General features: G+C 47.5%; 25 protein-coding genes. 24 read left to right on the forward strand and 1 reads right to left on the reverse strand.

Features of this window, described 5'->3' with window-relative positions:
- Positions 1-30 precede the first annotated feature (30 nt).
- From gpAD87_RS06035 to gpAD87_RS06045, 3 genes are all read left to right on the forward strand, one after another.
- Positions 31-1,548 (forward strand): sugar ABC transporter ATP-binding protein, encoded by a 1,518-nt coding sequence (locus tag gpAD87_RS06035; protein ID WP_064636844.1) that lies wholly within the window; start codon positions 31-33, stop codon positions 1,546-1,548.
- Positions 1,545-2,531, forward strand: coding sequence for an ABC transporter permease (locus gpAD87_RS06040; RefSeq protein ID WP_063566763.1), 987 nt, complete (start codon positions 1,545-1,547; stop codon positions 2,529-2,531). Before gpAD87_RS06035 ends, gpAD87_RS06040 begins: the two co-directional genes overlap by 4 nt.
- Before the next feature lie 220 nt (positions 2,532-2,751).
- A complete protein-coding gene (locus gpAD87_RS06045) occupies positions 2,752-3,024 on the forward strand; it encodes an HU family DNA-binding protein (RefSeq protein WP_024630670.1) in 273 nt (90 codons plus the stop codon).
- A 66-nt stretch (positions 3,025-3,090) separates the two neighbouring features.
- Here the strand turns inward: gpAD87_RS06045 and gpAD87_RS31750 are convergent, their stop codons facing one another.
- Positions 3,091-3,252, reverse strand: coding sequence for a hypothetical protein (locus gpAD87_RS31750; RefSeq protein WP_157258423.1), 162 nt, complete (start codon positions 3,250-3,252; stop codon positions 3,091-3,093).
- Positions 3,253-3,399: 147 nt separating this feature from the next.
- On the opposite strand from gpAD87_RS31750, the gene mtrB reads away from it, so the two are divergent.
- The 21 genes from mtrB to gpAD87_RS06145 all read left to right on the forward strand — a co-directional run bounded on the left by mtrB (position 3,400) and on the right by gpAD87_RS06145 (position 22,324).
- Positions 3,400-3,621 carry a trp RNA-binding attenuation protein MtrB gene (mtrB, locus tag gpAD87_RS06050; RefSeq protein WP_024630669.1) on the forward strand — a complete coding sequence of 74 codons (222 nt, stop codon included), beginning with the start codon at positions 3,400-3,402 and terminating at the stop codon, positions 3,619-3,621.
- A gap of 98 nt (positions 3,622-3,719) precedes the next feature.
- Entirely contained in the window at positions 3,720-4,271 is a 552-nt protein-coding gene (locus gpAD87_RS06055; RefSeq protein WP_063566764.1) for a hypothetical protein, read from the forward strand.
- Positions 4,272-4,372: 101 nt separating this feature from the next.
- Positions 4,373-5,236, forward strand: coding sequence for a heptaprenyl diphosphate synthase component 1 (locus gpAD87_RS06060; protein WP_064636846.1), 864 nt, complete (start codon positions 4,373-4,375; stop codon positions 5,234-5,236).
- A 15-nt stretch (positions 5,237-5,251) separates the two neighbouring features.
- The gene (locus tag gpAD87_RS06065; protein WP_053780684.1) at positions 5,252-5,980 is read left to right on the forward strand and encodes a demethylmenaquinone methyltransferase; all 729 of its coding nucleotides are present in this window, start codon (positions 5,252-5,254) and stop codon (positions 5,978-5,980) included.
- Positions 5,973-6,839 carry a UbiA-like polyprenyltransferase gene (locus gpAD87_RS06070; RefSeq protein WP_064636848.1) on the forward strand — a complete coding sequence of 289 codons (867 nt, stop codon included), beginning with the start codon at positions 5,973-5,975 and terminating at the stop codon, positions 6,837-6,839. The genes gpAD87_RS06065 and gpAD87_RS06070 overlap by 8 nt, the downstream gene beginning before the upstream one ends.
- 2 nt (positions 6,840-6,841) lie before the next feature.
- Positions 6,842-7,459, forward strand: coding sequence for a UbiX family flavin prenyltransferase (locus gpAD87_RS06075; protein WP_064636849.1), 618 nt, complete (start codon positions 6,842-6,844; stop codon positions 7,457-7,459).
- A gap of 339 nt (positions 7,460-7,798) precedes the next feature.
- On the forward strand, positions 7,799-8,773 hold the full coding sequence (locus gpAD87_RS06080; protein ID WP_063566768.1) for a polyprenyl synthetase family protein: 975 nt from the start codon (positions 7,799-7,801) through the stop codon (positions 8,771-8,773).
- A 190-nt stretch (positions 8,774-8,963) separates the two neighbouring features.
- Positions 8,964-9,407: a nucleoside-diphosphate kinase gene (gene ndk / locus gpAD87_RS06085; RefSeq protein WP_063566769.1), complete on the forward strand. Its 444-nt coding sequence runs from the start codon at positions 8,964-8,966 to the stop codon at positions 9,405-9,407.
- A gap of 24 nt (positions 9,408-9,431) precedes the next feature.
- Positions 9,432-10,226 carry a CheR family methyltransferase gene (locus gpAD87_RS06090; protein ID WP_064636850.1) on the forward strand — a complete coding sequence of 265 codons (795 nt, stop codon included), beginning with the start codon at positions 9,432-9,434 and terminating at the stop codon, positions 10,224-10,226.
- A gap of 246 nt (positions 10,227-10,472) precedes the next feature.
- Positions 10,473-11,642: a chorismate synthase gene (gene aroC / locus gpAD87_RS06095; RefSeq protein WP_064636852.1), complete on the forward strand. Its 1,170-nt coding sequence runs from the start codon at positions 10,473-10,475 to the stop codon at positions 11,640-11,642.
- A 1-nt stretch (position 11,643) separates the two neighbouring features.
- Positions 11,644-12,738 (forward strand): 3-dehydroquinate synthase, encoded by a 1,095-nt coding sequence (aroB, locus tag gpAD87_RS06100; RefSeq protein ID WP_064636854.1) that lies wholly within the window; start codon positions 11,644-11,646, stop codon positions 12,736-12,738.
- A 5-nt stretch (positions 12,739-12,743) separates the two neighbouring features.
- Positions 12,744-13,121, forward strand: a complete 378-nt coding sequence (gene aroH, locus gpAD87_RS06105; RefSeq protein WP_063566773.1) for a chorismate mutase — start codon at positions 12,744-12,746, stop codon at positions 13,119-13,121.
- Between the two features lie 28 nt (positions 13,122-13,149).
- Positions 13,150-13,332, forward strand: a complete 183-nt coding sequence (locus tag gpAD87_RS32475) for a hypothetical protein (RefSeq protein WP_231952452.1) — start codon at positions 13,150-13,152, stop codon at positions 13,330-13,332.
- A gap of 488 nt (positions 13,333-13,820) precedes the next feature.
- Positions 13,821-15,392, forward strand: a complete 1,572-nt coding sequence (gene trpE / locus gpAD87_RS06110) for an anthranilate synthase component I (RefSeq protein ID WP_064636856.1) — start codon at positions 13,821-13,823, stop codon at positions 15,390-15,392.
- Positions 15,393-15,478: 86 nt separating this feature from the next.
- The gene (gene trpD / locus gpAD87_RS06115) at positions 15,479-16,501 is read left to right on the forward strand and encodes an anthranilate phosphoribosyltransferase (protein ID WP_442950730.1); all 1,023 of its coding nucleotides are present in this window, start codon (positions 15,479-15,481) and stop codon (positions 16,499-16,501) included.
- A complete protein-coding gene (trpC, locus tag gpAD87_RS06120; RefSeq protein ID WP_063566775.1) occupies positions 16,491-17,282 on the forward strand; it encodes an indole-3-glycerol phosphate synthase TrpC in 792 nt (263 codons plus the stop codon). Before trpD ends, trpC begins: the two co-directional genes overlap by 11 nt.
- A complete protein-coding gene (locus gpAD87_RS06125; protein WP_072733417.1) occupies positions 17,279-18,016 on the forward strand; it encodes a phosphoribosylanthranilate isomerase in 738 nt (245 codons plus the stop codon). The genes trpC and gpAD87_RS06125 overlap by 4 nt, the downstream gene beginning before the upstream one ends.
- Positions 18,013-19,212 (forward strand): tryptophan synthase subunit beta, encoded by a 1,200-nt coding sequence (gene trpB / locus gpAD87_RS06130; protein ID WP_063566776.1) that lies wholly within the window; start codon positions 18,013-18,015, stop codon positions 19,210-19,212. The genes gpAD87_RS06125 and trpB overlap by 4 nt, the downstream gene beginning before the upstream one ends.
- Entirely contained in the window at positions 19,209-20,015 is an 807-nt protein-coding gene (trpA, locus tag gpAD87_RS06135) for a tryptophan synthase subunit alpha (RefSeq protein ID WP_064636863.1), read from the forward strand. Before trpB ends, trpA begins: the two co-directional genes overlap by 4 nt.
- Positions 20,016-20,101: 86 nt before the next feature.
- Positions 20,102-21,202: a histidinol-phosphate transaminase gene (gene hisC, locus gpAD87_RS06140; protein WP_063566778.1), complete on the forward strand. Its 1,101-nt coding sequence runs from the start codon at positions 20,102-20,104 to the stop codon at positions 21,200-21,202.
- Between the two features lie 27 nt (positions 21,203-21,229).
- Complete coding sequence (locus gpAD87_RS06145; protein WP_063566779.1) at positions 21,230-22,324, forward strand: prephenate dehydrogenase; 1,095 nt, start codon at positions 21,230-21,232, stop codon at positions 22,322-22,324.
- Positions 22,325-22,573 lie beyond the last annotated feature (249 nt).

A 22,573-nucleotide genomic window follows, 5' to 3' on the forward strand; every position in this document is an offset into this window, starting at 1 on the left:
CCCGGAGGGGAGCGATTGGAGGTTGGCGTCATGAGTACTGCACCGATTCTGCTTCAAATGGAACATATCCACAAGCAGTTTGCAGGCATTCCTGCACTTAAAGACGTGGAGTTCTCCGTGAAAGGCGGAGAAATTCATGCGCTGCTAGGTGCGAATGGTGCCGGCAAGAGCACATTGATGAAAATTCTATCTGGTGCCTATCAACTGGATCAGGGTACTATCCAATTAAGTGGGCAAACGCTTCATCTGAATTCACCAGGCGATGCCAAAGCGAGTGGTATTCACTGTGTGTATCAAGAGGTGGATGCTGCGCTGGTTCCCCAATTGACAGCTGCCGAGAACATTATGCTGGATCAATTAGCGTCGCCGAGTGGAGGTTGGTGGAAAAGCCCGCGGAAACTGCAACAGCGTGCGGCTGAAGCTTTGCAGCAATTAGGAGCGGCTATATCCGTTCACAAAAAAGTAGCCGACCTGACGCTCGCGGAGAAGCAGATGATTCTGCTCGCACGTATCCTGATTCAGGATGCCAAGGTCATTATTTTTGATGAACCAACTGCACCGCTGAGCCAGGAAGAAACGGATGCTTTTTTCCGAATTGTACATTTGTTGAAAGAACGCGGAGTGGCATGTATTTTTATTACTCACCGTCTTCCTGAAGTTACAAGTCACTGTGATCGCGTCACCGTGATGAGAGATGGACAACATGTGTTCACGGGTGAGGCAAAAGAGCTTACGATCAATGATCTGGTGACGCAGATGCTTGGAAAACCGTTTGAGGAAGAGTTTCCCAAGACAGAAGCACCGGTAGGAGAAGTGTTGCTGGAAGCAAGAGGACTTCGGCGCGGAGTCCGAGTCAAGGGTGTGGACCTATCTGTTCGTCGAGGCGAAGTGCTTGCTGTAGTAGGGCTTGTAGGTGCGGGGAAAACGGAATGTTCCCGCTTGTTGATTGGTGCAGATCGGCTGGAGAGTGGAGAGATTCGGCTTAACAATCGTGAACTTCGTCTTTCGCAACCTGCTGATGCTGCTGCTCTGGGAATTGTCTCCGTGCCTGAGGAACGGCGGAAACAGGGGATTTTGATTGAGGAAAACGTGGAGCGGAATTTGAGCCTGCCTTTGCTTGGACGTCTTAGTAGATTAGGTTTTGTAAGTCGAAAGCGAGAGCGTGAGAATGCGGAATCTTTAGTGCAGCAACTCGGTATCAAAACATCGTCAGTGCGGCAGGAAGTGAAGTATTTAAGCGGTGGCAATCAACAAAAGGTGGCCATTGGCAAATGGCTGAATGCTGACGCAGACGTCTTTATCTTTGATGAGCCGACAAAAGGTGTGGATATCGGCGCCAAAAGTGACATTTTTCGCATCATTAACGAACTGGCTTTGGCGGGTAAAGCTGTTATCTATTTCACGTGTGAACTGGATGAAGGATTGGGCATTGGTGATCGGATTGCAGTCATGTGTGAAGGGACGATTGTAAAGGAATTCAAACGGGGCGAGACCAATCAAGAACAGCTGCTATACTACGCAAGCGGTGGACAAGAGGTGGAAGCATGAAGGATAAATCATTAGATTTCGCGTTCCGTTATGGCGCAATTATCGTTATTATTGGTGTTATAGCATTTTTCGGTATTAAATTGCCTTATTTCTTCACGTACAGTAACTTGACCGATATTTTGGGTTCAATCTCTATCGTGACATTTGTGGCGATTGGTGTTACCTTATCTCTCATTGTTGATGGATTTGATCTTTCGGTGGGGGCGACCGTCTCGCTGACTACTGTCGTTACCGCTTCATTAATGATTTGGTATCAGCAGCCGCTGGCAGTTGTCATTATCGTCCCACTGATTATTGGTGCTGTGATTGGTTGGCTTAATTCCTTGCTAATTGTGAAACTGCGTATCCCGGATCTACTCGCTACACTTGCCACGATGTACATTATCGGTGGAATTCACAAAACGTATGCTCAAGGGTACACGATCTATAACCATATGCAGTTTCCTGACGGAAGCAAGGCTGCCGGAGAGATGGACCCCACATTTCTGCAGCTTGGGCAGGGAAAATGGCTGGGAATGCCGATTTCGGTCATTCTATTGCTCATTGCGGTTATCGGTGTGCATATCTTTTTGACGTATACGAAGTATGGGCGCCAGATGTACGTTACGGGGGGCAATGAAGAAGCGGCACGCCTATCCGGTATCAAGGTGAAAAAGGTGCGTACACTCGCTTATGTAGCTGCTGGAGTGTTTGCTGCAATCGGCGGTATCATCTATGCATCCAAAGTAGGTTCAGGGCAAATTGATGCGGGTTCTCCGTTGTTAATGGAATCCGTAGCCGCGGTATTTGTCGGATTCTCCGTATTTGGTGCAGGTAAACCAAACGTGATCGGAACATTCATTGGTTCGGTTCTGATTGGTGTACTGGTGAACGGTTTGACTATGATGAATGTTCAATATTTCACGCATGATATTGTAAAAGGTGGGGTGCTCGTGCTTGCCCTGGCGGTTACATTTTACGTGTTAAACCGCAACCGCACTTGAAATTGTGTGCTGTCTGTATTAGTATAAAATTTGTTCGGCGTCTGAAACAACCTTTGTTTCAGGCGATATTCTGCCGGAAATGACTGTTGACCGCAGGCCGAGATTTCTGTTCATCACGCTCAAGATGTACGTAGATTTTTTGTGTATGAACGTATATTTCGCTATAAAACGGAAACACAGTATAACATTCAGGACATTGATTCAGGAGGTGAAAAAACAAATGAACAAATCAGACTTGATTACACACGTGTCCGAAGCTACTGAATTGTCCAAAAAGGATGTAACGAAAGCGGTTGATGCCGTATTCGAAGCAATCTCTGAGGCTCTTCAAAGCGGAGACAAAGTACAATTGGTTGGTTTTGGGAACTTCGAAGTTCGCGAGCGCTCTGCACGTAAAGGACGCAACCCGCAAACAGGTGAAGAAATCGAAATTCCTGCGAGCAAAATTCCTGCATTCAAACCAGGTAAAGCGCTCAAAGACGGAATTAAATAAGATTTCTACATATTCCATATGTCGACAAAAAGACCGTGACTTGTTCACGGCCTTTTCTTTTGTCCTTTAATCATTTTTCTTCCTGCCGTCTAGCGACTCCGGCTCATCCGGTTGCTGCGCATAGGCAATCAGAATCAGTTCTTCTCCAGCAGCTGCGGACAGATGCTGTTCAGTTTCTTTTAACTGGTGAATATGCTCGTCTGTCAGTGCTGCGGGAATGTACTTCATAGAGACTCTCCTTTCTGTGGCTGGATCACTTGTAGTATGACCTGGGAGTAACAGATTATTGCGCTCCATTCACATAAGGGCTGGTTGACAAATGAAACAATATTTATCATCATTAACGCTATTGAACTAGGAGAGGGGATGTGCGTGATGGATCATCCAACCGGCAGTGATTATATCGTAATTAAGGCGGAGGAGAACGGTGTTCAGGTGATCGGTTTAACCCGAGGTCAGGATACCCGCTTCCACCATACGGAGAAGCTGGATAAGGGAGAAGTCATGTTTGCCCAATTTACCAATCATACTTCCGCCATTAAAATCCGTGGAAAAGCCACGCTGATCACCAAGCATGGACAAATTCAGTCGGAATAATGAAAATTGCAGGCATAGCCTGCTTTTTTTCATTGTACAATGAGGTATGAGCCTTTACCGGACAGACTACACTAACAGGTAAGGGCAGGGAGGCATTTATGAAACCGCGGATGATCGTGACTGCTTCACTGCTGGCAACGGTTGCGGCGGTCCTTCTGCTTGTTGCCATACAAACCTTACATATGCGTACTTTGGGCGGTGAAAACGTACAACCCGTTTCTGCGGCGCAGCATCCCGTCCAGCTAACAGAAGACAATCTGGTGGACGTGCTGAGCACCATGAAATTATCGACACCCATTGCCAGGGTGGAGTGGAAACGATCCATTTTGACGCTCGATCTAAAGGTTACCGGAACCAGCACAAGTTACACCGAAATCTATGGTAATATGGCTGCTGTGGCAGATCTAGGATTTCGAAGTCTGGATAACGTGGAACAGGTAATGCTGCGTGTTATGGCAGAGGATGAATGGCTTCACAAAAGACATTTGTTGCTCGCTGCCGATTTTCGGCGTGGGGAATGGCCAATGTACGCGATCGAAACGCTTCGAGACTGGAATAGTCCGATCCTCTCGGACGAATTGAAGGACTGGTTTCACATGATGGAGACCGAACTTTGGAAGAAGCAATTCGAAATGTCAAGTCCGGGGTAATAGAATAGCATGATTCAGTGCGTGCCCGATAAACATATGCTATAATATATAAGATTGTAGTGCAGAAATGGTTTAACAATGCAAAGGCTCGGAGGCTGAGAATGAATTCATATCGCGTACCCCAACTAGCAAAGAAATATACGGATTACGACATGATTCGACAACATACGGAAATCCCATCATTTCCGGATAGCCGGGCTCGTCTGCTGCAGGTATTTGTGGGCCGCACAGACGAAAAGGTTCATGATGAGCTATACGCTCTCGCAACCTCGCTCGTTCAGTTGGCCATGGATACGCATGATCGAATCGATACGATATCCGGAGAGCGTAGAGAACTGGAGATGCGTTCACGCCAGCTGAACGTGCTTGCCGGAGATTATTTCAGTAGCCGTTTCTATCAGTTGCTTGCCCATGCAGGCAAAATTGAAATGATCGGTAAACTTAGTGGTGCTGTATCCGAAGTGAATGCACGCAAGATGACGCTGTATGAACGGATGAAAAAGCTTCTCGTTTCGGCTGAAGAATACTTGCGTGAAACAGTACAGCTGAAGATGCAGCTGTTTCTTTCTTTTACAGGCATGATCCGCGATAACGAAGCATCACTATGGAACGACCTGTTGGCCGAATTCAGCTACTGCGAGGCAATTATGGAAGAGCTGCAGCGGATGAATGACGAACAGAACTTTTATCACAGTTATGCTTTTTGGCATATTTACGAGTATGGCAATGACGACGAGCGCAATACGCTGCGTCAGCCGGAGCCTGATACAAGAGCATGGAGTGGTATGGTGCATAAGTATCGGATCGGCGAGTTTTTGCTGGACAAGCTTCGTGAGTGTACACACCGTATACAACTGTTGCTGCAAGACGAGGAAGATCAACTGGGCCTGCAAGAAATTGATGCAATCCTGGAGCCTTACTTGACGTATTTGCAGCCTTCACATGCGGCAGTAAGGGAAGATTGAGGGGGAGACAGACGAATGGGGAGCGGAGAGACCAAACCTAAAGAAGAATTTGTCCATTCTGTTTTTCAGAGTATAGCCGGTAAATATGACGTCATGAATGATATCCTGAGTTTCCGCAGACACAAGGCTTGGCGCAAATTTACCATGAAGAAAATGAATATGTCCAAAGGCGATACCGGTCTTGATTTGTGCTGCGGCACATGTGATTGGACGCTTGCGATGGCTGAAGCAAGTGAAACAGGTCACATGCATGGACTGGATTTCAGCAGCAACATGTTGGAGGTTGGACAAACCAAAGTTGACGCTGTAAATCGGCAAAAACAAATTACGTTGGTACAGGGCAATGCAATGTCACTTCCCTTTGAAGACAATTCATTCGATTATGTAACGATTGGATTTGGACTGCGCAATGTACCGGATCTTAGACAGGTTCTGTCGGAGATGAAGCGTGTAGTGAAACCGGGTGGCATGGTGGTGTGTCTGGAATTGTCCAAGCCGACATGGCAGCCGTTTAAAGGGATTTATTATTTTTATTTTGAACAAGTATTACCCAATCTTGCCAAATTGTTTGCCAAACGTTATGAGCAGTATAAATGGCTGCCCGACTCACTTGCACTTTTTCCAGGAAGGAAGGAACTGGCCGACATTTTCGCTGAAACTGGATTGCAGCAAGTGCAGGCCTACCCTCTAACCGGAGGCGTCGCGGCACTGCATATTGGAACCAAGGAGAATCAGCATGTTTAGGAAAATTCGCATCTTTTTAGAAATGATCAAAATTGAACACACGCTTTTCGCTTTACCTTTTGCATTTATGGGAGCCATCCTCGGTTCCATGGTAGTGAATGATACATTCCCGACCTGGATGCAGATTATGTGGGTATTACTGGCTATGATTGGTGCAAGAAGTGCTGCTTTTGGCTTGAACCGCATGATTGACCAGGCCATAGACAAGAAAAATCCACGTACCGCGATGAGAGCAATTCCGGCCGGTTTGTTGAAAAACGGTGAGGTCGTTATTTTTATCATAGTATCATTTGTGCTCTTGTTCTGGGCCTCATCCAACCTTAACGTGTTATCCATGCAGCTGTTGCCGATAGCTGTATTTATGCTGGTTTTGTATTCATATACCAAACGTTTCACCTGGTTGTGCCACTTAGTGCTCGGTATGACCATTGGTCTGGCTCCACTTGGGGGTTGGGTAGCAGTAACGGGTACGATGGATTGGACAGCGATTGTGCTGTACGTTACGATTGTGTTCTGGACTGCAGGGTTCGATATCATCTATGCATGTCAGGATCTGGATTTTGATCAGGGCGAGGGCCTTCATTCCATACCTTCCCGTTTTGGTCTTAACAAATCATTGCAGATCGCAAAGTTCTTCCACGTGATTACAGCAATCGGTTTTCTTGCTTTGTTATTGTTGACCGATCTGAGCTGGTGGTATGGAGCCGGAATGCTGATAACTTATGGTATCCTCTTCTATGAACACTATATTGTATCGCCAAATGACATGAGCCGTGTACAAACAGCATTCTTTACGATGAACAGTGTGCTGAGTTTAGTGGTATTTACGTTTACCCTGATTGATTTGGCGGTGAAATAAAGATGCAGCAGCCGGACAATAAACGATTTGTTGTCGGAATTACCGGGGCCAGTGGAAGTATATATGGCATCAGATTAATTGAAACGCTGCTTGATCTGGAATACACTGTGCATCTGGTGATCTCGAATGCCGGGTGGCGTGTATTAAAAGAAGAAATGGACTGGGATGTTACGAATCGGGACCGTGTGCTGGAAGAAAAATTTGGCGGTCGTGCGGGTTCCCTAATCTATCATCCCGTTAGTGATATTGGTGCCTCCATCGCGAGTGGTTCTTTCCTGGCAGAAGGCATGATTATAATGCCATGCTCCATGGGTACTCTTTCATCCATTGCACAAGGGTCATCGGACAATCTGATGTCACGGGCTGCTGATGTCATGATGAAAGAGGGAAGAACGCTGATTCTGGTGCCACGTGAGACGCCACTGCATGCAATTCATCTGGAAAACATGCTGAAGCTCTCACGGCTTGGTGTCCGCATGATACCGGCCATGCCTGCTTTTTATTACAAACCCCAAACGATGGACGAGTTGATTCTGTTTCTAGTGGGTAAAGTGCTCGATAGTCTGCGCATCCCGCATCAACTGTTTACCAGATGGGGAGAACCGGATGAACGGGGATAGCTTCTGAGCTTCCTGCAATTTTGAATCTGCTGACCGAATTGCAGGGGCAATTTGCTGTCCCCCAATCCCGGGGTATTGGTGAGCGCTGATGGTGATGTTTGAATGGAACCACAGCCTTGACCCATGCTCCGGCAACTTCTGTACTTATGTTTCAGAACAAGTCGCAGAGTTTAATTCCCGGATGTCGGCCTTGACATTCGAAGAAGATTAGTACGTCTCAGAAGAACACAAGCAGGAAAGGCAAGCCCTGGTTTTTCGTTATGCCTGCAGGCCCGACTTGCTGGAGGGGAAGGTAAGCATGGATTTATGGACTGACAATACGCTGACACGGGTGAACGAATGAAACTATTGGATATTTTCGGGTTGTTAAAAAAAGACATGGACTACATTGAAAAAGAGCTGTATCGCAGTGTTCAGGGAGAACAGAAACTGCTAAGTGAAACGTCACTTCACCTGCTTAAGGCAGGGGGTAAGCGTTTGCGTCCGGTATTTGTGTTACTCGGTGGGAAATTTGGTACATACGACATTGAACGTCTGAAGCTGGTAGCGGTTCCGTTGGAACTGATTCATTCGGCTTCTCTGGTTCACGATGATGTTATTGATAATGCGGCGACACGGAGAGGTAAACCAACGGTGAAGTCCAAATGGGATAATCGGATTGCCATGTACACCGGAGATTACATTTACGGCAAGGCGCTTGAGATGACTGCGGGCCTGTCAGATCCGGCGATACACCGTATTCTGGCCAAAGCGATGGTGCAGATGTCCATTGGTGAAATGGAGCAAATTCGGGACTTTTTCAATACGGGACAAAGTGTACGTAACTATCTTTTGCGAATTCGTCGCAAAACGGCGCTTCTTATTGCTGTCAGCTGCCAGCTGGGGGCGCTTGCTACTCGTGCGCCGGAACATGTATCTTCGTTGCTGTACACCTACGGTTACAACGTGGGTATGGCGTTCCAGATTCAAGACGATGTACTTGATCTGGTTGGCACCGAAAAGCAACTGGGCAAGCCTCCAGGCAGTGATATGAAGCAGGGGAATATTACGCTGCCTGTACTGTATGCATTGCAGGAACCTAATTTGCGTGAACCTTTGCTGAAGGAGATAGCCCGCGTTCAGCACGAGGAGGGACGGGCGAGTGCATCCGATGCAATTGGAATGATTCGCCAAAGTCAAGGAATTGCTAAAGCAGAAGCCCTGGCTGACCGATATATGAAGAAAGCGCTCGATGCTCTGGATCAACTGCCTAACATCAAGACCACCAAAAACTTGCGTGATATCGCTCATTTTGTGGTCAAACGTACGCATTAATATGTTTGAACATTAGACTGCTATGGACGGGCATCTTTTCATGAATGCAGTTCCTCGTGTAGCTGTCTCACTCAAAAAATAACATTCATGTGATATTCCTCATTGGGAGGATTTGGACATGTATGTTACAATCAAAGGGATTGCGTTTACATAATGAAATAACTTTGAACCGTGAGTGAGGAGTGAGCCTATGGATCGTACATTTTTGATGGTGAAGCCGGATGGTGTGCAGCGTGGTTTGATAGGGCGTATCGTTAGCCGTCTGGAAGACAAAGGATTTAAGTTGGTGGCAGGCAAGCTGGTGCAGATGTCTGAAGATCAGGCCAAGCGCCATTATGCTGAACATGAGGGGAAACCGTTCTTCGATGATCTGGTTCGTTTTATCACATCTGGACCTGTATTTGCTATGGTCTGGGAAGGTGACGACATCGTGGCGCTTGCGCGCATCGTAATCGGGAAAACCAATGTGAAGGAAGCGGCTCCGGGTACAATTCGCGGAGATTTCGCCAGCCACACACCGCATAATCTGATTCATGGGGCGGATTCACCGGAAAGCGCCACTCGTGAAGCAGCGAACTTCTTTACTCCGGATGAGCTGGTAACGTACGACAAGAGCATCGCAGCCTGGTTGTAATTTTTTAGCCAGAAGGGTGATACGATGCTGGAGCAGGAACAACTACTAGACCCGGATTACACCGGATTTATTCGGAAAATCAAAGAGAGCACAGGCATTGATCTTGCTCAATACAAGGAAGGCCAGATGAAAAGAAGGCTGACCACACTTCGTAACAAAAACGGATTTCATACGTTTTCTATCTTTTTTGATGCCATGCAGAAGGACAAGTCTCTGTTTTATGAGTTTCTGGATCGCATGACCATTAACGTCTCGGAATTTTGGCGTAACCCCAATCGCTGGGAAGTACTGCGGGATGAAATCCTGCCTGAGTTGCTGGGTCCGAAGCGTGGCGTTAAAGTGTGGAGTGCCGCTTGTTCCACAGGCGAAGAACCTTACACTTTGGCGATGATTTTGGACACGATGGGCATTCTTAAGGGAAGCTCCATTACGGCAAGTGACTTGGACGAAGGAGCTCTCGCTAAAGCCAAGGAAGGGCGTTATATGGAACGCTCGCTCAAAGATGTACCGAAGGAAACAGCAAATCGATACTTCAAGCAGGATGGCTTGGTGTACCGTATTGATGAACAACTGAAAAGTTCAGTCAAGTTCATGAAGCAGAATCTGTTACTGGATCGTTTTGACGAAGGATATGATCTGATTGTGTGCCGCAATGTCATGATCTATTTTACCGAGGAAGCCAAAAACCTGTTGTATCACAAGTTTGCAACAAGTTTGCGTCCAGGTGGTATTTTGTTCGTGGGCAGTACGGAACAGATTTTTTCCCCAGGACAATATGGTCTGGAGACAGCGGAAACATTCTTTTATCGCAAAAAATAATTTCAATTATTTCATAACCGTCTGGCGTGCACATGTATATGTGTCCAGGCGGTTATTTGCATAATGGATGAATGGATATTTCTCAGACACGTCAGAATCTTAATCAATCACCATTCGAGTCCAATCCAATTTAGGACAAGAAACGACCGACTTTCTTGTCAAAGCCGGTCAGCTATACTATAATAAGCAAAGAAATTATGGGATTTTAGCAATGTGAAGTTTAACAGTTTAAAGGGGGAACGTATTATGAGTTTACGCTATTTAACCGCAGGGGAGACGCACGGACCCCAATTAACCGCAATTATTGAAGGATTGCCAAGCAATCTGAATATTGACTTTGAAGAGCTGAATTTTCAGCTTCACCGCCGCCAAAAGGGATATGGCCGTGGACGTCGCATGCAAATTGAGAAGGATCAGGCCAATTTCGTTGGTGGTATTCGTCACGGATATACAACAGGTGCTCCTGTAGCGTTGGTTGTTCAAAATAATGACTGGAAACACTGGCAGAATATTATGAATATTGAGCCGATTGAAGGCAGTGACGAAGAGAAACGTCGCGTGCATCGTCCACGTCCGGGACATGCTGATTTGAATGGCGGGCTCAAATATAACCTAAAAGATTTGCGTAATGTGCTGGAGCGTTCCAGTGCGCGTGAGACAACGGTGCGTGTAGCATGTGGTGCTATTTCACGTCAATTCCTTGCTGAATTCGGAATCAAAGTAGCTGGACGTGTGTTGCGTATCGGAGAAATCGAGGCTCCTTATCAAGATCTGCCGATTGATGAACTGATCAAAGTGACAGAAGCTTCTTCCGTACGTGTAACCGATGCAGAAACCGAGAAGAAGATGGAAGCTTACATCGACCAGATCAAGCAGGAAGGCGACTCCATCGGTGGAATCGTGGAATGCATCGTTGAAGGTGTGCCTGTGGGTCTTGGTAGCCATGTACAGTATGACCGCAAACTGGATGCAAGGATTGCTCAGGGCGTGATGTCCATTAACGCATTCAAAGGTGTGGAAATTGGTATCGGGTTCGAAGCCGGAACGATTCGTGGTTCTCAGGTGCATGATGAAATCGTGCATAGTGAAGAGCGTGGTTACCACCGAGCTACCAACCGTTTGGGCGGATTCGAGGGCGGAATGACTAACGGTATGCCAGTAGTGGTACGTGGGGTTATGAAACCTATTCCTACGTTGTACAAACCGCTTCAAAGTGTGGATATCGATACAAAAGAAGCATTTACAGCTCAGGTTGAGCGTTCTGATGCATGTGCTGTTCCTGCAGCTAGTGTAGTAATGGAGCATGTGGTAGCCTGGGAAATTGCAAAAGCTTTCCTTGAGAAATTTGGCGGAGACTCCATGGAGGAAATCCGCGCGAACTTTACCAACTACAATAACCAACTGGAGAATTACTAAGATGCGCCAGCTGACAGTTCAGTTGGAGGAGCGTTCATATCCAATCCTGATTGGCAGCGGCCTGTTGGCTCAAGCGCCTCAATATTTTGAGCAATATGGCTTAATCAAAAAAAGCCCCTTACTCATTATTACTGATGATCATGTCGCACCCAAATACTTGTCCAATCTGGAACAAACGCTGAGTACGGCTGGTTTTACAGTCGTCTCCGCAGTTGTTCCATCTGGTGAAACATCGAAATCCCTTTCGGTATATCAGGATATGATGACGGTCGCCATCGAAGGCAAACTGGATCGCAGTTCGGCTATTGTTGCTTTAGGCGGCGGTGTAGTAGGGGATCTGGCTGGTTTTGTTGCTGCTACATATATGCGTGGAATCAAGTTTGTACAGGTGCCTACGACGATCCTGGCGCATGACAGCAGTGTTGGCGGTAAAGTAGCTGTCAATCATCCGCTGGCTAAAAATATGATCGGTGCATTCCATCAGCCAGAGCTGGTGCTCTATGATGTGGATACTCTTCAAACCTTGCCGCCACGCGATGTCTCTGCTGGTTTATCAGAGATGCTGAAGCACGGACTGATTCGGGACGAAGCTTTTGCATACTGGTGTGAGGAGCATGCGGATGAACTGCTTGCCCTTGATCCGGAGGCTTTGGGATATGGCTTGGAACGAGGCTGTGGTATCAAGGCAGAGATTGTATCGCGTGACGAACGTGAAAATGGAGAACGTGCATTGTTAAACCTGGGTCATACGATTGGTCATGCCATTGAAGCGATTGCCGGTTACGGCGAATTTCTGCATGGTGAAGCCATCTCGATTGGTATGGCGGGCTCGGCATTGCTCGGCGAAAAGTTGGGAGCCCCAGCAGGACTCTATGACGATACGGTTCGCATGTTGCGTTCATTGCGCCTGCCGGTGACGATGCCAAAACATTTGGATACGGATGCATTAATGGATGCAATGATGCACGACAAAAAGTTCCGTGAGGGCCATATGGTCTTCATTATTCCTGACCGGATCGGCGCTGCCAGAATTGTGAAGGATGTACCGGTATCGGCAGTACGCGACGTCATTGAAATGCTTAAGAAGGGAGATTAAAAGTGATGGTTACTCGGGGAATTCGCGGGGCTACTACGGTCACGCATAATAACGAAGAACATATTTTGAAAGAAACGGCTGTACTATTGCAGGAAATCGTGGATCGTAACGAGATTCAACCCGAAGATATTTGCAGTGTGTGGATTACGATGACTGGAGATCTGGATGCAGCTTTCCCAGCAAAGGCAATTCGCCAGTTGGATGGCTGGGAGCTTGTACCTTTGATGTGTGCGCTGGAAGTTCCGGTTGCAGGTGCCTTGCCACAGTGCATCCGTTTTATGGTACATGTTAACACTGCAAAAGGTCAGAATGAAATCAACCATGTGTATCTTAACGGTGCACAGTCTCTGCGTCCCGATTTGGCTGCACCTTCCAATTCGTAAGATTAGAGTGGTTGTCAAATCATTCTGAATGATGTATAGTGAGAACCAGTTGAGTAGAGTAGAGATTGAGCTGAGAGCAGCTGAGATGAGTGGAGTATATAGCAGAGTCCAGCGGGTGGTAACCGGAGTAACAGAAGCCGGTCAACTGATTCGCGGTACGTCGAGCTACGGAATTATTAGAAACAGGGTGAAGGAATGCAAACGTGTCTAGCGACATCGTTTTGTTTAGGTATAACACGACCGATATCCTCTTGCATTTCATGAAAGAATGAGTGCTATGGGTGAGAATCAGTGTATGCCGGTACATTTCCTTTTTATTTGATGGATTTGTATTACATCCATACAACAGCCTGTGTGATAATTCGGTAAGGATGCATGTATAGGGACTTGTTATTTATGAAGCACCAACCTGTTGAAACAGCTTATAACCAAACCTCTACCTGATGGTAGAGGTTTTTTTGTTGTATATTGAATTGTTTCTTCTACCCATATAGGTTCAACTAAACTTTTTACACAAAAACGGAGAGGACAGAAATAACCTGAAGAAGCGGAGCGTTCGCCTTTATCACCGGATTTTCCCTTTGGAAAGGGAATCAAAAAATCTGGGGATAACAGCGATCGGAAGGTTGTTCTGTCATCGGAGTGCTCAGTGTAAACCTCTTTAGTTGAACTTATATAAATCTGAAAGGACGTGATCTGATGATAACGCCAAACGTTAATCAAGTACTGAAAATGTCGAATGAATATAATCTGATTCCGGTAGTCAAACGGATTCTGGCAGACATGGAGACCCCGATTCGGATTTTCCGCCGTTATGCTGACAACGACCGGGCATTTCTGCTGGAAAGTGTGGAGGGTGGAATTCAATGGGCGAGATATTCCTTCATCGGTACAGATCCGTTCCTGATGATCTCCGCCAAAAAAGGCCGGATCGTGGTAGAAGAAGCGGGCCAGATTCGAGAACTGCCAGGCAAGCCGATTGAAGAACTCAAAGCTCTGCTGCGTAAGTATCGCAGTCCGAAGGATGATGAACTGCCACCATTTACAGGTGGGGCCATTGGTTTCTTTGGATACGATCTGCTGCAATATTATGAGAAGCTTCCGGCCCACGCGCTGGATGATCTGAAAATGGATGATATTCGCTTCATGTTCTGCGACCAGATTATCGTGTTTGACCATGTGAAGCAGCAGATGCTGCTTGTGGGCAATGTGCACGTGAAGGACGGTGCAACGGATGATGATATCCGTCAAGCTTATGCTTTAACTTCTGAAAAGCTGGAACAGGCGGCTGAACGCTTGCAGCAACAAGGACCAGGGGAGAACTTGAACCCGCGTTCCATCCCAGGAGACGTGGAACTGGGGGATATTCGATCCAATCTCACGAAGGAACAGTTTATCGGGAATGTAGAGCAGGCCAAAGAGTACATTCGGGCAGGAGATATTTTTCAAGTGGTATTATCCCAACGTTTTCACATTGATACGGAAGTATCTCCGCTGCATGTATATCGCGTGCTTCGAACGTTGAATCCATCACCCTACATGTATTATCTGAAGATGGACGATGAAATTATTGTGGGGACTTCACCGGAAGCGTTGGTAAAAGTGGATGGAAACCGTGTAGAGACACGGCCGATTGCGGGTACTCGTCCAAGAGGAGCTACGGAAGCAGAAGATCGTGCATTGGCGGCAGATCTGCTGCAGGATGAGAAGGAACGTGCAGAACATCTGATGCTTGTTGATCTGGGACGTAATGATCTGGGACGTGTGTCTAACTTCGGAAGTGTGAAATGTGACATGTTCATGGAAATTGAACGATATTCCCACGTCATGCACATGGTGTCCAACGTTACAGGTGAGCTAAGAGAAGACAAGGATTTCTTTGATGCATTTCTTTCGTGTATGCCAGCGGGTACGGTATCCGGTGCGCCGAAGCTACGTGCGATGGAGATCATCGCGGAACTGGAAAAAGAAGCACGGGGTGCTTATGCAGGTGCTATCGGTTATCTTGGTTTCTCGGGCAATATGGACTCCTGTATTACAATCCGAACGATTATTTTCAAAAAGGGAAAAGCTTATGTGCAGGCTGGAGCCGGAATCGTATGGGATTCGGTGCCTGAGAATGAATATGAAGAAACCGTAAATAAAGCCAAAGCGTTGCTGAAGGCGATTCGTACAGCAGAAGCGATGTTTCCTGCCAAAGAGAAGGATCACACCTTGAAACTTGCCAACGCCGATTATTTTGTTACCCCAGCCACGGCTGCACAAAACTGAGAGAGGAGAGACCGGAAATGAATATGAACCCAGTCATGAATGAAGAATCAGAGCGATTTGTAACTAAAGTTAGTCATGCGGAAGGAATGAAGAATGGCCTTGCCAAAATTTTGGAGGGCTGCCATCTGGAGCAGGCGGAAGCGCGCAACTTGATGTACTCCATCATGAGAGGTGAGGCCACTCCGGCTCAAATCGGAGGTTTGCTTATGGGCTTGCGGATGAAGGGAGAAACGGTAGATGAAATCACGGGGTTTGCCGAAGCCATGCGTGGACAAGGCGGACGGATTCTGACCGACGGCAATGGACTGCTGGACACCTGTGGAACAGGTGGTTCAGGTATTCATAAGTTCAACATTTCAACAGCATCGGCGATCATTGCTTCAGCAGTCTCTGTCCGGGTGGCGAAGCATGGTAATCGCTCTGCCTCAGGCAAGGCGGGCAGTGCGGATGTACTTGAAGCATTGGGCGTGAATATTCATCTGGACGGAGAGCAGGCGAGACAATGTCTCGATGAGATCGGAATCTGTTTTTGTTTTGCTCAGGTGTACCATCCTTCTATGAAACATGCTGCTGCGCCAAGAAAAGAGCTGGGTGTGCGTACGATCTTTAACATGCTCGGACCTCTAACCAATCCTGCGGGAGCGGATCGTCAATTGCTTGGTTTATATGACCGCAGCCGGACACCAATGATCGCTGAAGTGCTGAATCGACTGGGGCTGAAAAGAGCTTTGGTTGTAGCGAGTCATGATGGACTGGATGAAATCAGCATCTCCGCACCAACCCAGGTATCCGAACTGCGTAATGGTGAAGTGCATACGTATGACATTGATCCACGTGATATGGGATTATCGTTACATCCGCTGGAATCGGTTCTTGGAGGAGATGCGGCTCAGAACGCCGAAATTATTAAAAGGATCTTCCAGGGAGAACGGAGCGCATACCGCGATGTCGTTCTGTTGAATGCCGGGGCGTGCATCTATGTATCCGGTCTAGCAAATACCATTGCAGAAGGTGTGTTGATGGCGACAGACGCTGTAGACTCCGGCAAGGCTGCCGGGAAGCTGGAACAGTTAATTCATACAACGGAGGCGTACAGTCATGTATCTTGATCGAATCGTAGCAACCAAACATAAAGAAGTTGAAGTTCTGGCACAAACATTTCAGATGGACGATGCGCTGAAAAAGATAGAGGCATTACCCAATACTCGTGGATTCGAACGTGCTCTATCAGAGAGACGTAACCGTAAACTGGGTCTCATTGCCGAAGTGAAGAAGGCTTCTCCGTCCAAAGGACTGATTCGTCCTGATTTTCATCCAGTAGAAATTGCTTCCGCATACGAACGGGCTGGAGCGGATTGTATATCCGTATTGACCGACGTTTCTTATTTCCAGGGAAATAGCGAATACTTGCAGGCCATTCATGAAGCTGTGAACATACCGCTACTGCGCAAAGATTTTATTATAGATGAACGACAGATTGCCGAGGCAAGGCTGCTTGGCGCGGATGCCGTTTTGCTGATTGCGAGTATTCTGACACCCGAACAGATGCGTCAATATCTGACGTTTGCCAAAAGTCTGGGCCTGGATGCATTAATTGAAGTCCATGATCGTGCTGAACTGGAGCAAGTACTCGATATACCGCAGGCAACACTTGTGGGCATCAACAACCGCAATCTGAAAACGTTCGAAACCAGTCTCAACACCACGTTGGATTTGATGAACTTGATTCCGGATGGTGTCACATTAATCAGTGAAAGTGGAATTGACGGCCCTCAGCCACTGGAATCTCTTATTGAGGCAGGTGTGCATGGTATCCTTGTTGGGGAGCATCTGATGCGTAAGGACGATGTTGAGGCAGCGGTATATGAACTGATGGGACCAAAAGCATGAATGCATTCAATCATGACGGCACAAACAGCAGAGACGTGGATCTGCGAACCCGGCCGGCAGCGGCTGTAAAAATATGTGGACTTCAGGACGTTGAAGTGCTAAAATCGATGATAAACTTGCCTGTGGATTACGTTGGTGTTGTTTTTGCCCCATCCCGTCGCCGTATTACGCCCGAACAGGGTGCCGAGCTAAGAACGGTTCTCTTGGACTGGACGATGTTTGATCGGCCGAAGCTGGCGGGTGTTTTCGTGAATCCTACGCTCGAAGAGCTGGAAAGCATCATGCAGATTTCAGGCCTGGATGTCATTCAGCTGCATGGACAGGAATCGCCGGAATTTTGTGAACAGGTGAAGCAGCACTTCGGTACCGAAGTGTTCAAGGCTTTCTCTTTTCCCAAGGATGAAACAGGTTCATTAGCTGACGATACTGCCTTATTGGCACTTGATCCATATAAAAATGTGGTGGACGCCATATTGCTCGATACGTTTGACCCGCTCTATGGAGGGGGCTCCGGTAAAACCTTTGCCTGGGAACGAATTCCTTTCTACGCCGAGTGGGCAAGAAAACATGGAATCGCGTTGTTCGTGGCAGGAGGTTTACAGCCGGATAATGTGCAACAACTGATACAGACATATGCACCGGACGGCGTCGATGTATCCAGCGGCGTAGAGTCCGAAGGTGTGAAGGATATTGCGAAAATTACAGCATTTGTAGAAAGGGTGAAGCAGGCATGACACATCAATTGCCGGATCAACACGGGCGTTTCGGTCCCTTCGGAGGCCGCTTTGTACCTGAGACACTAATGAACGCTCTGATCGAACTGGAGGAAGCGTATAGCCACTTCTCTGAAGACGAGGAATTCAACAAGGAACTGAACTACCTGTTAAGCGAGTATTCTGGCCGGGAAACACCTTTATACCATGCAGAGCAATTATCCCGCCGCTTGGGTGGACCCAAAATTTATCTGAAACGTGAAGACCTGAACCATACGGGAGCGCACAAGATCAATAACGCTATTGGACAGGGATTGCTGGCTAAACGGATGGGAAAAAAGAAAGTCATCGCCGAAACAGGTGCAGGACAGCATGGCGTTGCCACCGCAACAGTTGCTGCATTGCTGGGGCTTGAATGTAAAGTGTTTATGGGTGAAGAAGATACGCAACGGCAACAGTTGAACGTATTTCGGATGAAGCTGCTTGGGGCGGAAGTCATTCCGGTGACATCTGGCACGCGCACATTGAAAGATGCAGGAAACGAGGCGCTCCGCTACTGGGTTAGTAATGTGGAAGATACCTTCTACGTGCTTGGATCGGTAGTCGGTCCTCATCCGTATCCAATGATGGTACGTAACTTCCAGCGAGTGATCGGTGATGAGACACGGCGCCAGATTCAGGAGATTGAAGGACGGTTGCCAGATGTGATTGTTGCAGCTGTAGGCGGCGGAAGTAATGCAATCGGTATGTTCTATCCGTTTATTGGCGATCAGGATGTGAAGCTTGTTGGAGTTGAAGCAGCAGGTAAAGGGGTGGACACCGAGTTCCATGCGGCTACGATGAGCAAAGGGACACACGGTGTATTCCAGGGTTCGATGAGTTATTTACTGCAAGATGAATATGGACAGGTTCAGCCAGCCCATTCCATTTCAGCGGGACTTGATTATCCGGGTGTTGGTCCCGAGCATTCCTATCTTAAAGATATTAAACGTGCAAAATATGTTCCGATTACGGACCAGGAGGCATTGGATGCCTTGCAGTTGCTGAGCCGAACAGAAGGCATTATTCCTGCTTTGGAGTCAGCCCATGCTGTTGCGCAGGTTGTCAAGCTTGCGCCTGAACTCAGCGCTGATGATATCGTTGTGATCTGTCTTTCCGGTCGTGGTGACAAAGACGTTGAATCCATTATGAAATACACAGGAGGGGACTTGGCATGAACCTGATGGACCAGACCTTCCAACAATTGAAAGAACAGAACCGGACAGCACTTATTCCATTCCTTACGGTTGGAGATCCAGATGTGGACACCACGGTGGAAATCATTAAGGAATTGGAACAGGCGGGGGCAGACATTTTGGAACTCGGTGTTCCCTATTCTGATCCGCTCGCAGATGGACCGGTAATCCAGCGAGCTTCCGAGCGTGCATTGAAAAGTCAGATCACGATTCGGACTTGTATGGAGACAGCAGCAAGAGCGCGTGCGAAGGGTGTGAAAATGCCTTTTGTCCTGTTCACCTACTATAATCCAGTATTACAGACGGGATTGGATGTATTTTTTGACGAGTTGGTCAAACATGAGATCAGCGGCATGATCATCCCGGATCTTCCGATTGAGGAAGCCGAGGATATGCGACGCCGTGCGGATGCTGCAGGTGTGCATTTGGTTCCGCTTGTAGCCCCTACGTCCAACGCGAGAATCGAGCGTATTGTCACGGGAGCACGTGGTTTCATCTATTGTGTCTCTTCTCTGGGTGTCACGGGAGAGAGAGCTTCCTTTTTCGATGGGGTAGAGAGCTTCATTGAAACTGTAAAGAGCCTGACAGATATTCCTGTCGCTGTTGGCTTCGGCATTTCCAGTCACGAGCAGGTAGCTCGTTTCTCCCGCATCTGTGATGGTGTTGTTGTTGGTAGTGCTATCGTTCGTCAGGTGGAAGAAGCTATACCTCTTCTTGGAAACCCGGATACGCGTCAGGCGGGACTGTTGCAAATTCGCAACTTTGTGGCACAATTAAAAGGATAGGGATTAAATGATGTTACATCCCCGGGGCATGCTCAGCACAGGCTGAGGCATGTCCATAACTATTTCAATAACAGGAGGCGGTCGGGTTGAAACCGAAGTCCCAGATTGTCAATTTGCCTGTATATAAACCGGGCAAACCGATTGAAGAAGTGAAACGTGAACTGGGTTTGGAGCAAGTGATCAAGCTGGCCTCCAACGAAAATCCATATGGAAGTTCGCCTGCTGCGCTTGAAGCGATCACCAGAGAGCTGGTCAATGTAAGCATATATCCGGATGGCAGTTCCACGGAACTGACTGAAGTGCTGGCGAAGCATCTGGGGGTAGAACGGGATAATCTGATCTTTGGTTGTGGATCGGATGAAATCATTGCGTTGATCACTCGTGCATTCTTCCTCCCGGGAGACGAGAACATCATGGCTGACCAGACGTTCTCTGTATATAAAAGTAACGCTGACATCGAGGGTGCTGTCAGCATTGAAGTGCCACTTAAAGATGGAACTCATGACCTGACTTCCATGCTGGCACAAATCAATGATAAGACCAAAGCAGTTTGGGTATGTAACCCCAATAATCCAACGGGTACAATTATCTCTGAGCAGGAATTGACGGCATTTATGGATCGTGTACCTTCTCACGTCATGGTTGTGCTGGATGAAGCCTATTATGAATTCGTAACGGATGAGGCGTATCCACAAAGTGTCTCTATGATTGAGCGTTATCCTAACTTGGTCATTTTGCGGACATTCTCCAAAATCTACGGCCTGGCTTCATTGCGTATTGGATACGGTATTGCACGCCCGGAAGTGATCGATCTGATCAACCGCGTGCGTGAGCCGTTTAATACTTCACGATTCGGTCAGGCTGCGGCGAAAGCTGCACTTGAGGATCAGGCTTTTGTCCAAGAATGTGCGGAGCGTAATGCAGTAGAACGAGCGTATTTGCAAAATGAGTTCACACGGTTAGAACTGCCGTTTTTCCCTTCGCAGGGTAACTTCATCATGGTTGATCTGGAGATGCCTTCTGCAACGGCATTTCAGTCGCTATTGAAACAAGGCATTATTGTTCGTCCTGGATTCCATGTATATCCAACATACATTCGTGTGTCCGTAGGAACATCAGAACAGAACCGTGCGTTTGTCACGGCACTGGAGAACACGCTGGCTGAGAAGGCGGTAGCACGCCCTTAAATCTGGCGATGAAAAGAGTGAGGACCCATGAAACTAAAAATTGCAATGATCGGTGTAGGGCTCATCGGCGGTTCATTGGCGCTTTGCTTCAAAGGCAAGCCTGGTGTAACGGTGATGGGCTATGCCCACCTGCCTGAACTGAAGGACAAGTACATAGCGAGTGGTGTAGTGGATGATGCTACGCTCTCTCTGGAGGAAGCGGTACAGGATGCCGACTTTATTTTTTTGTGCGTACCTGTTGGGCTGCTCGAATCCTATTTTGGACAATTGGCCAAGCTTCCCTTGAAAAAGGGATGTATTATTACGGATGTAGGAAGCACAAAGGCGTCCATCGCAGCCTGTGCTGAGCATGTCCGCATGAGTGACGCATACTTTATCGGCGGGCATCCGATGGCCGGATCTGAGCGTGCAGGTGTAGATGCAGCCTCGGCAGTATTATTCGAGAATGCATACTATGTCTTGACCCCTTCAGAATATGTACCTGAGGAAGCTTATGACAGGTTATCTGATCTTCTTGCGTATACACGTGCCCAGATTGTACGTGTAGAGCCGCTGCTGCACGATGACATTGTGGGGGCGATCAGTCACTTGCCACATGTTATTGCAGTTGCGCTGGTGAACCAGGTGCGCGAATATAATGAATCGAATCCTTTGTATAAAATGCTGGCTGCAGGCGGTTTCCGGGATATTACTCGGATTGCCTCCAGTGATGCCATTGTATGGAGAGATATTCTGCTGAGCAACCGTGAGGTGCTGCTGGGCTTGCTGAAGGACTGGAACGGCCAGATGACGGCTTTCACCGAAATGCTGGAGCAACAAAATGGTGAGGGCATTGAGGAGGCGTTTCGTCAGGCACGCGAGTTCCGCAGTGTGCTGCCAGAACGACGGAAAGGTATGATCTCGTCGTTGTTTGATCTGTATACGGATGTACAGGATGCACCGGGGATGATCGGCAAGATTGCCACCGAGCTTGGGGCGAATGATATTAACTTAAGCAACATGGAGATTATTGAGAACCGGGTCGATGTACCGGGCATTATGCGTTTGTCGTTCCGGCAAGAAGAAGAGATGGAACGGGCCAAAACGTTGCTGGATTCCCTAGGGTATCAAGTGTGGATTTAGGTTTTTAGAAGGGGGCGAAAGCCCTCTTTCTTTGTGTTGAAAACTAACTGTTACAGGACATGTTCTAAAAAAGGACAAAAAAAAGACCGCTTACATAAGCGGCCATTGCTCACGTGGAGCAATACAGTTATTGGATAGGAGTGGAGAGAAACCATACTGTACTTTTATTATATGTATCCGTTTTCATTTTGTCAACACTTTGAGTAAAATTGTTTGAATTAATTATAACATTCGTAAATTAAGGAAATA

This window comes from Paenibacillus sp. AD87 (assembly GCF_001659845.1).
In the GTDB taxonomy this organism is placed as follows: domain Bacteria; phylum Bacillota; class Bacilli; order Paenibacillales; family Paenibacillaceae; genus Paenibacillus; species Paenibacillus marchantiae.

What these genes read in the sequence shown, in the direction of transcription:
- gpAD87_RS06035 (WP_064636844.1), top strand. Translation starts at nt 31, where the DNA reads ATGAGTACTGCACCGATTCTGCTTCAAATGGAACATATCCACAAGCAG.
- gpAD87_RS06040 (WP_063566763.1), top strand. Translation starts at nt 1,545, where the DNA reads ATGAAGGATAAATCATTAGATTTCGCGTTCCGTTATGGCGCAATTATC.
- gpAD87_RS06045 (WP_024630670.1), top strand. Translation starts at nt 2,752, where the DNA reads ATGAACAAATCAGACTTGATTACACACGTGTCCGAAGCTACTGAATTG.
- gpAD87_RS31750 (WP_157258423.1), bottom strand. Translation starts at nt 3,252, where the DNA reads ATGAAGTACATTCCCGCAGCACTGACAGACGAGCATATTCACCAGTTA.
- mtrB (WP_024630669.1), top strand. Translation starts at nt 3,400, where the DNA reads ATGGATCATCCAACCGGCAGTGATTATATCGTAATTAAGGCGGAGGAG.
- gpAD87_RS06055 (WP_063566764.1), top strand. Translation starts at nt 3,720, where the DNA reads ATGAAACCGCGGATGATCGTGACTGCTTCACTGCTGGCAACGGTTGCG.
- gpAD87_RS06060 (WP_064636846.1), top strand. Translation starts at nt 4,373, where the DNA reads ATGAATTCATATCGCGTACCCCAACTAGCAAAGAAATATACGGATTAC.
- gpAD87_RS06065 (WP_053780684.1), top strand. Translation starts at nt 5,252, where the DNA reads ATGGGGAGCGGAGAGACCAAACCTAAAGAAGAATTTGTCCATTCTGTT.
- gpAD87_RS06070 (WP_064636848.1), top strand. Translation starts at nt 5,973, where the DNA reads ATGTTTAGGAAAATTCGCATCTTTTTAGAAATGATCAAAATTGAACAC.
- gpAD87_RS06075 (WP_064636849.1), top strand. Translation starts at nt 6,842, where the DNA reads ATGCAGCAGCCGGACAATAAACGATTTGTTGTCGGAATTACCGGGGCC.
- gpAD87_RS06080 (WP_063566768.1), top strand. Translation starts at nt 7,799, where the DNA reads ATGAAACTATTGGATATTTTCGGGTTGTTAAAAAAAGACATGGACTAC.
- ndk (WP_063566769.1), top strand. Translation starts at nt 8,964, where the DNA reads ATGGATCGTACATTTTTGATGGTGAAGCCGGATGGTGTGCAGCGTGGT.
- gpAD87_RS06090 (WP_064636850.1), top strand. Translation starts at nt 9,432, where the DNA reads ATGCTGGAGCAGGAACAACTACTAGACCCGGATTACACCGGATTTATT.
- aroC (WP_064636852.1), top strand. Translation starts at nt 10,473, where the DNA reads ATGAGTTTACGCTATTTAACCGCAGGGGAGACGCACGGACCCCAATTA.
- aroB (WP_064636854.1), top strand. Translation starts at nt 11,644, where the DNA reads ATGCGCCAGCTGACAGTTCAGTTGGAGGAGCGTTCATATCCAATCCTG.
- aroH (WP_063566773.1), top strand. Translation starts at nt 12,744, where the DNA reads ATGGTTACTCGGGGAATTCGCGGGGCTACTACGGTCACGCATAATAAC.
- gpAD87_RS32475 (WP_231952452.1), top strand. Translation starts at nt 13,150, where the DNA reads ATGATGTATAGTGAGAACCAGTTGAGTAGAGTAGAGATTGAGCTGAGA.
- trpE (WP_064636856.1), top strand. Translation starts at nt 13,821, where the DNA reads ATGATAACGCCAAACGTTAATCAAGTACTGAAAATGTCGAATGAATAT.
- trpD (WP_442950730.1), top strand. Translation starts at nt 15,479, where the DNA reads ATGAAGAATGGCCTTGCCAAAATTTTGGAGGGCTGCCATCTGGAGCAG.
- trpC (WP_063566775.1), top strand. Translation starts at nt 16,491, where the DNA reads ATGTATCTTGATCGAATCGTAGCAACCAAACATAAAGAAGTTGAAGTT.
- gpAD87_RS06125 (WP_072733417.1), top strand. Translation starts at nt 17,279, where the DNA reads ATGAATGCATTCAATCATGACGGCACAAACAGCAGAGACGTGGATCTG.
- trpB (WP_063566776.1), top strand. Translation starts at nt 18,013, where the DNA reads ATGACACATCAATTGCCGGATCAACACGGGCGTTTCGGTCCCTTCGGA.
- trpA (WP_064636863.1), top strand. Translation starts at nt 19,209, where the DNA reads ATGAACCTGATGGACCAGACCTTCCAACAATTGAAAGAACAGAACCGG.
- gpAD87_RS06145 (WP_063566779.1), top strand. Translation starts at nt 21,230, where the DNA reads ATGAAACTAAAAATTGCAATGATCGGTGTAGGGCTCATCGGCGGTTCA.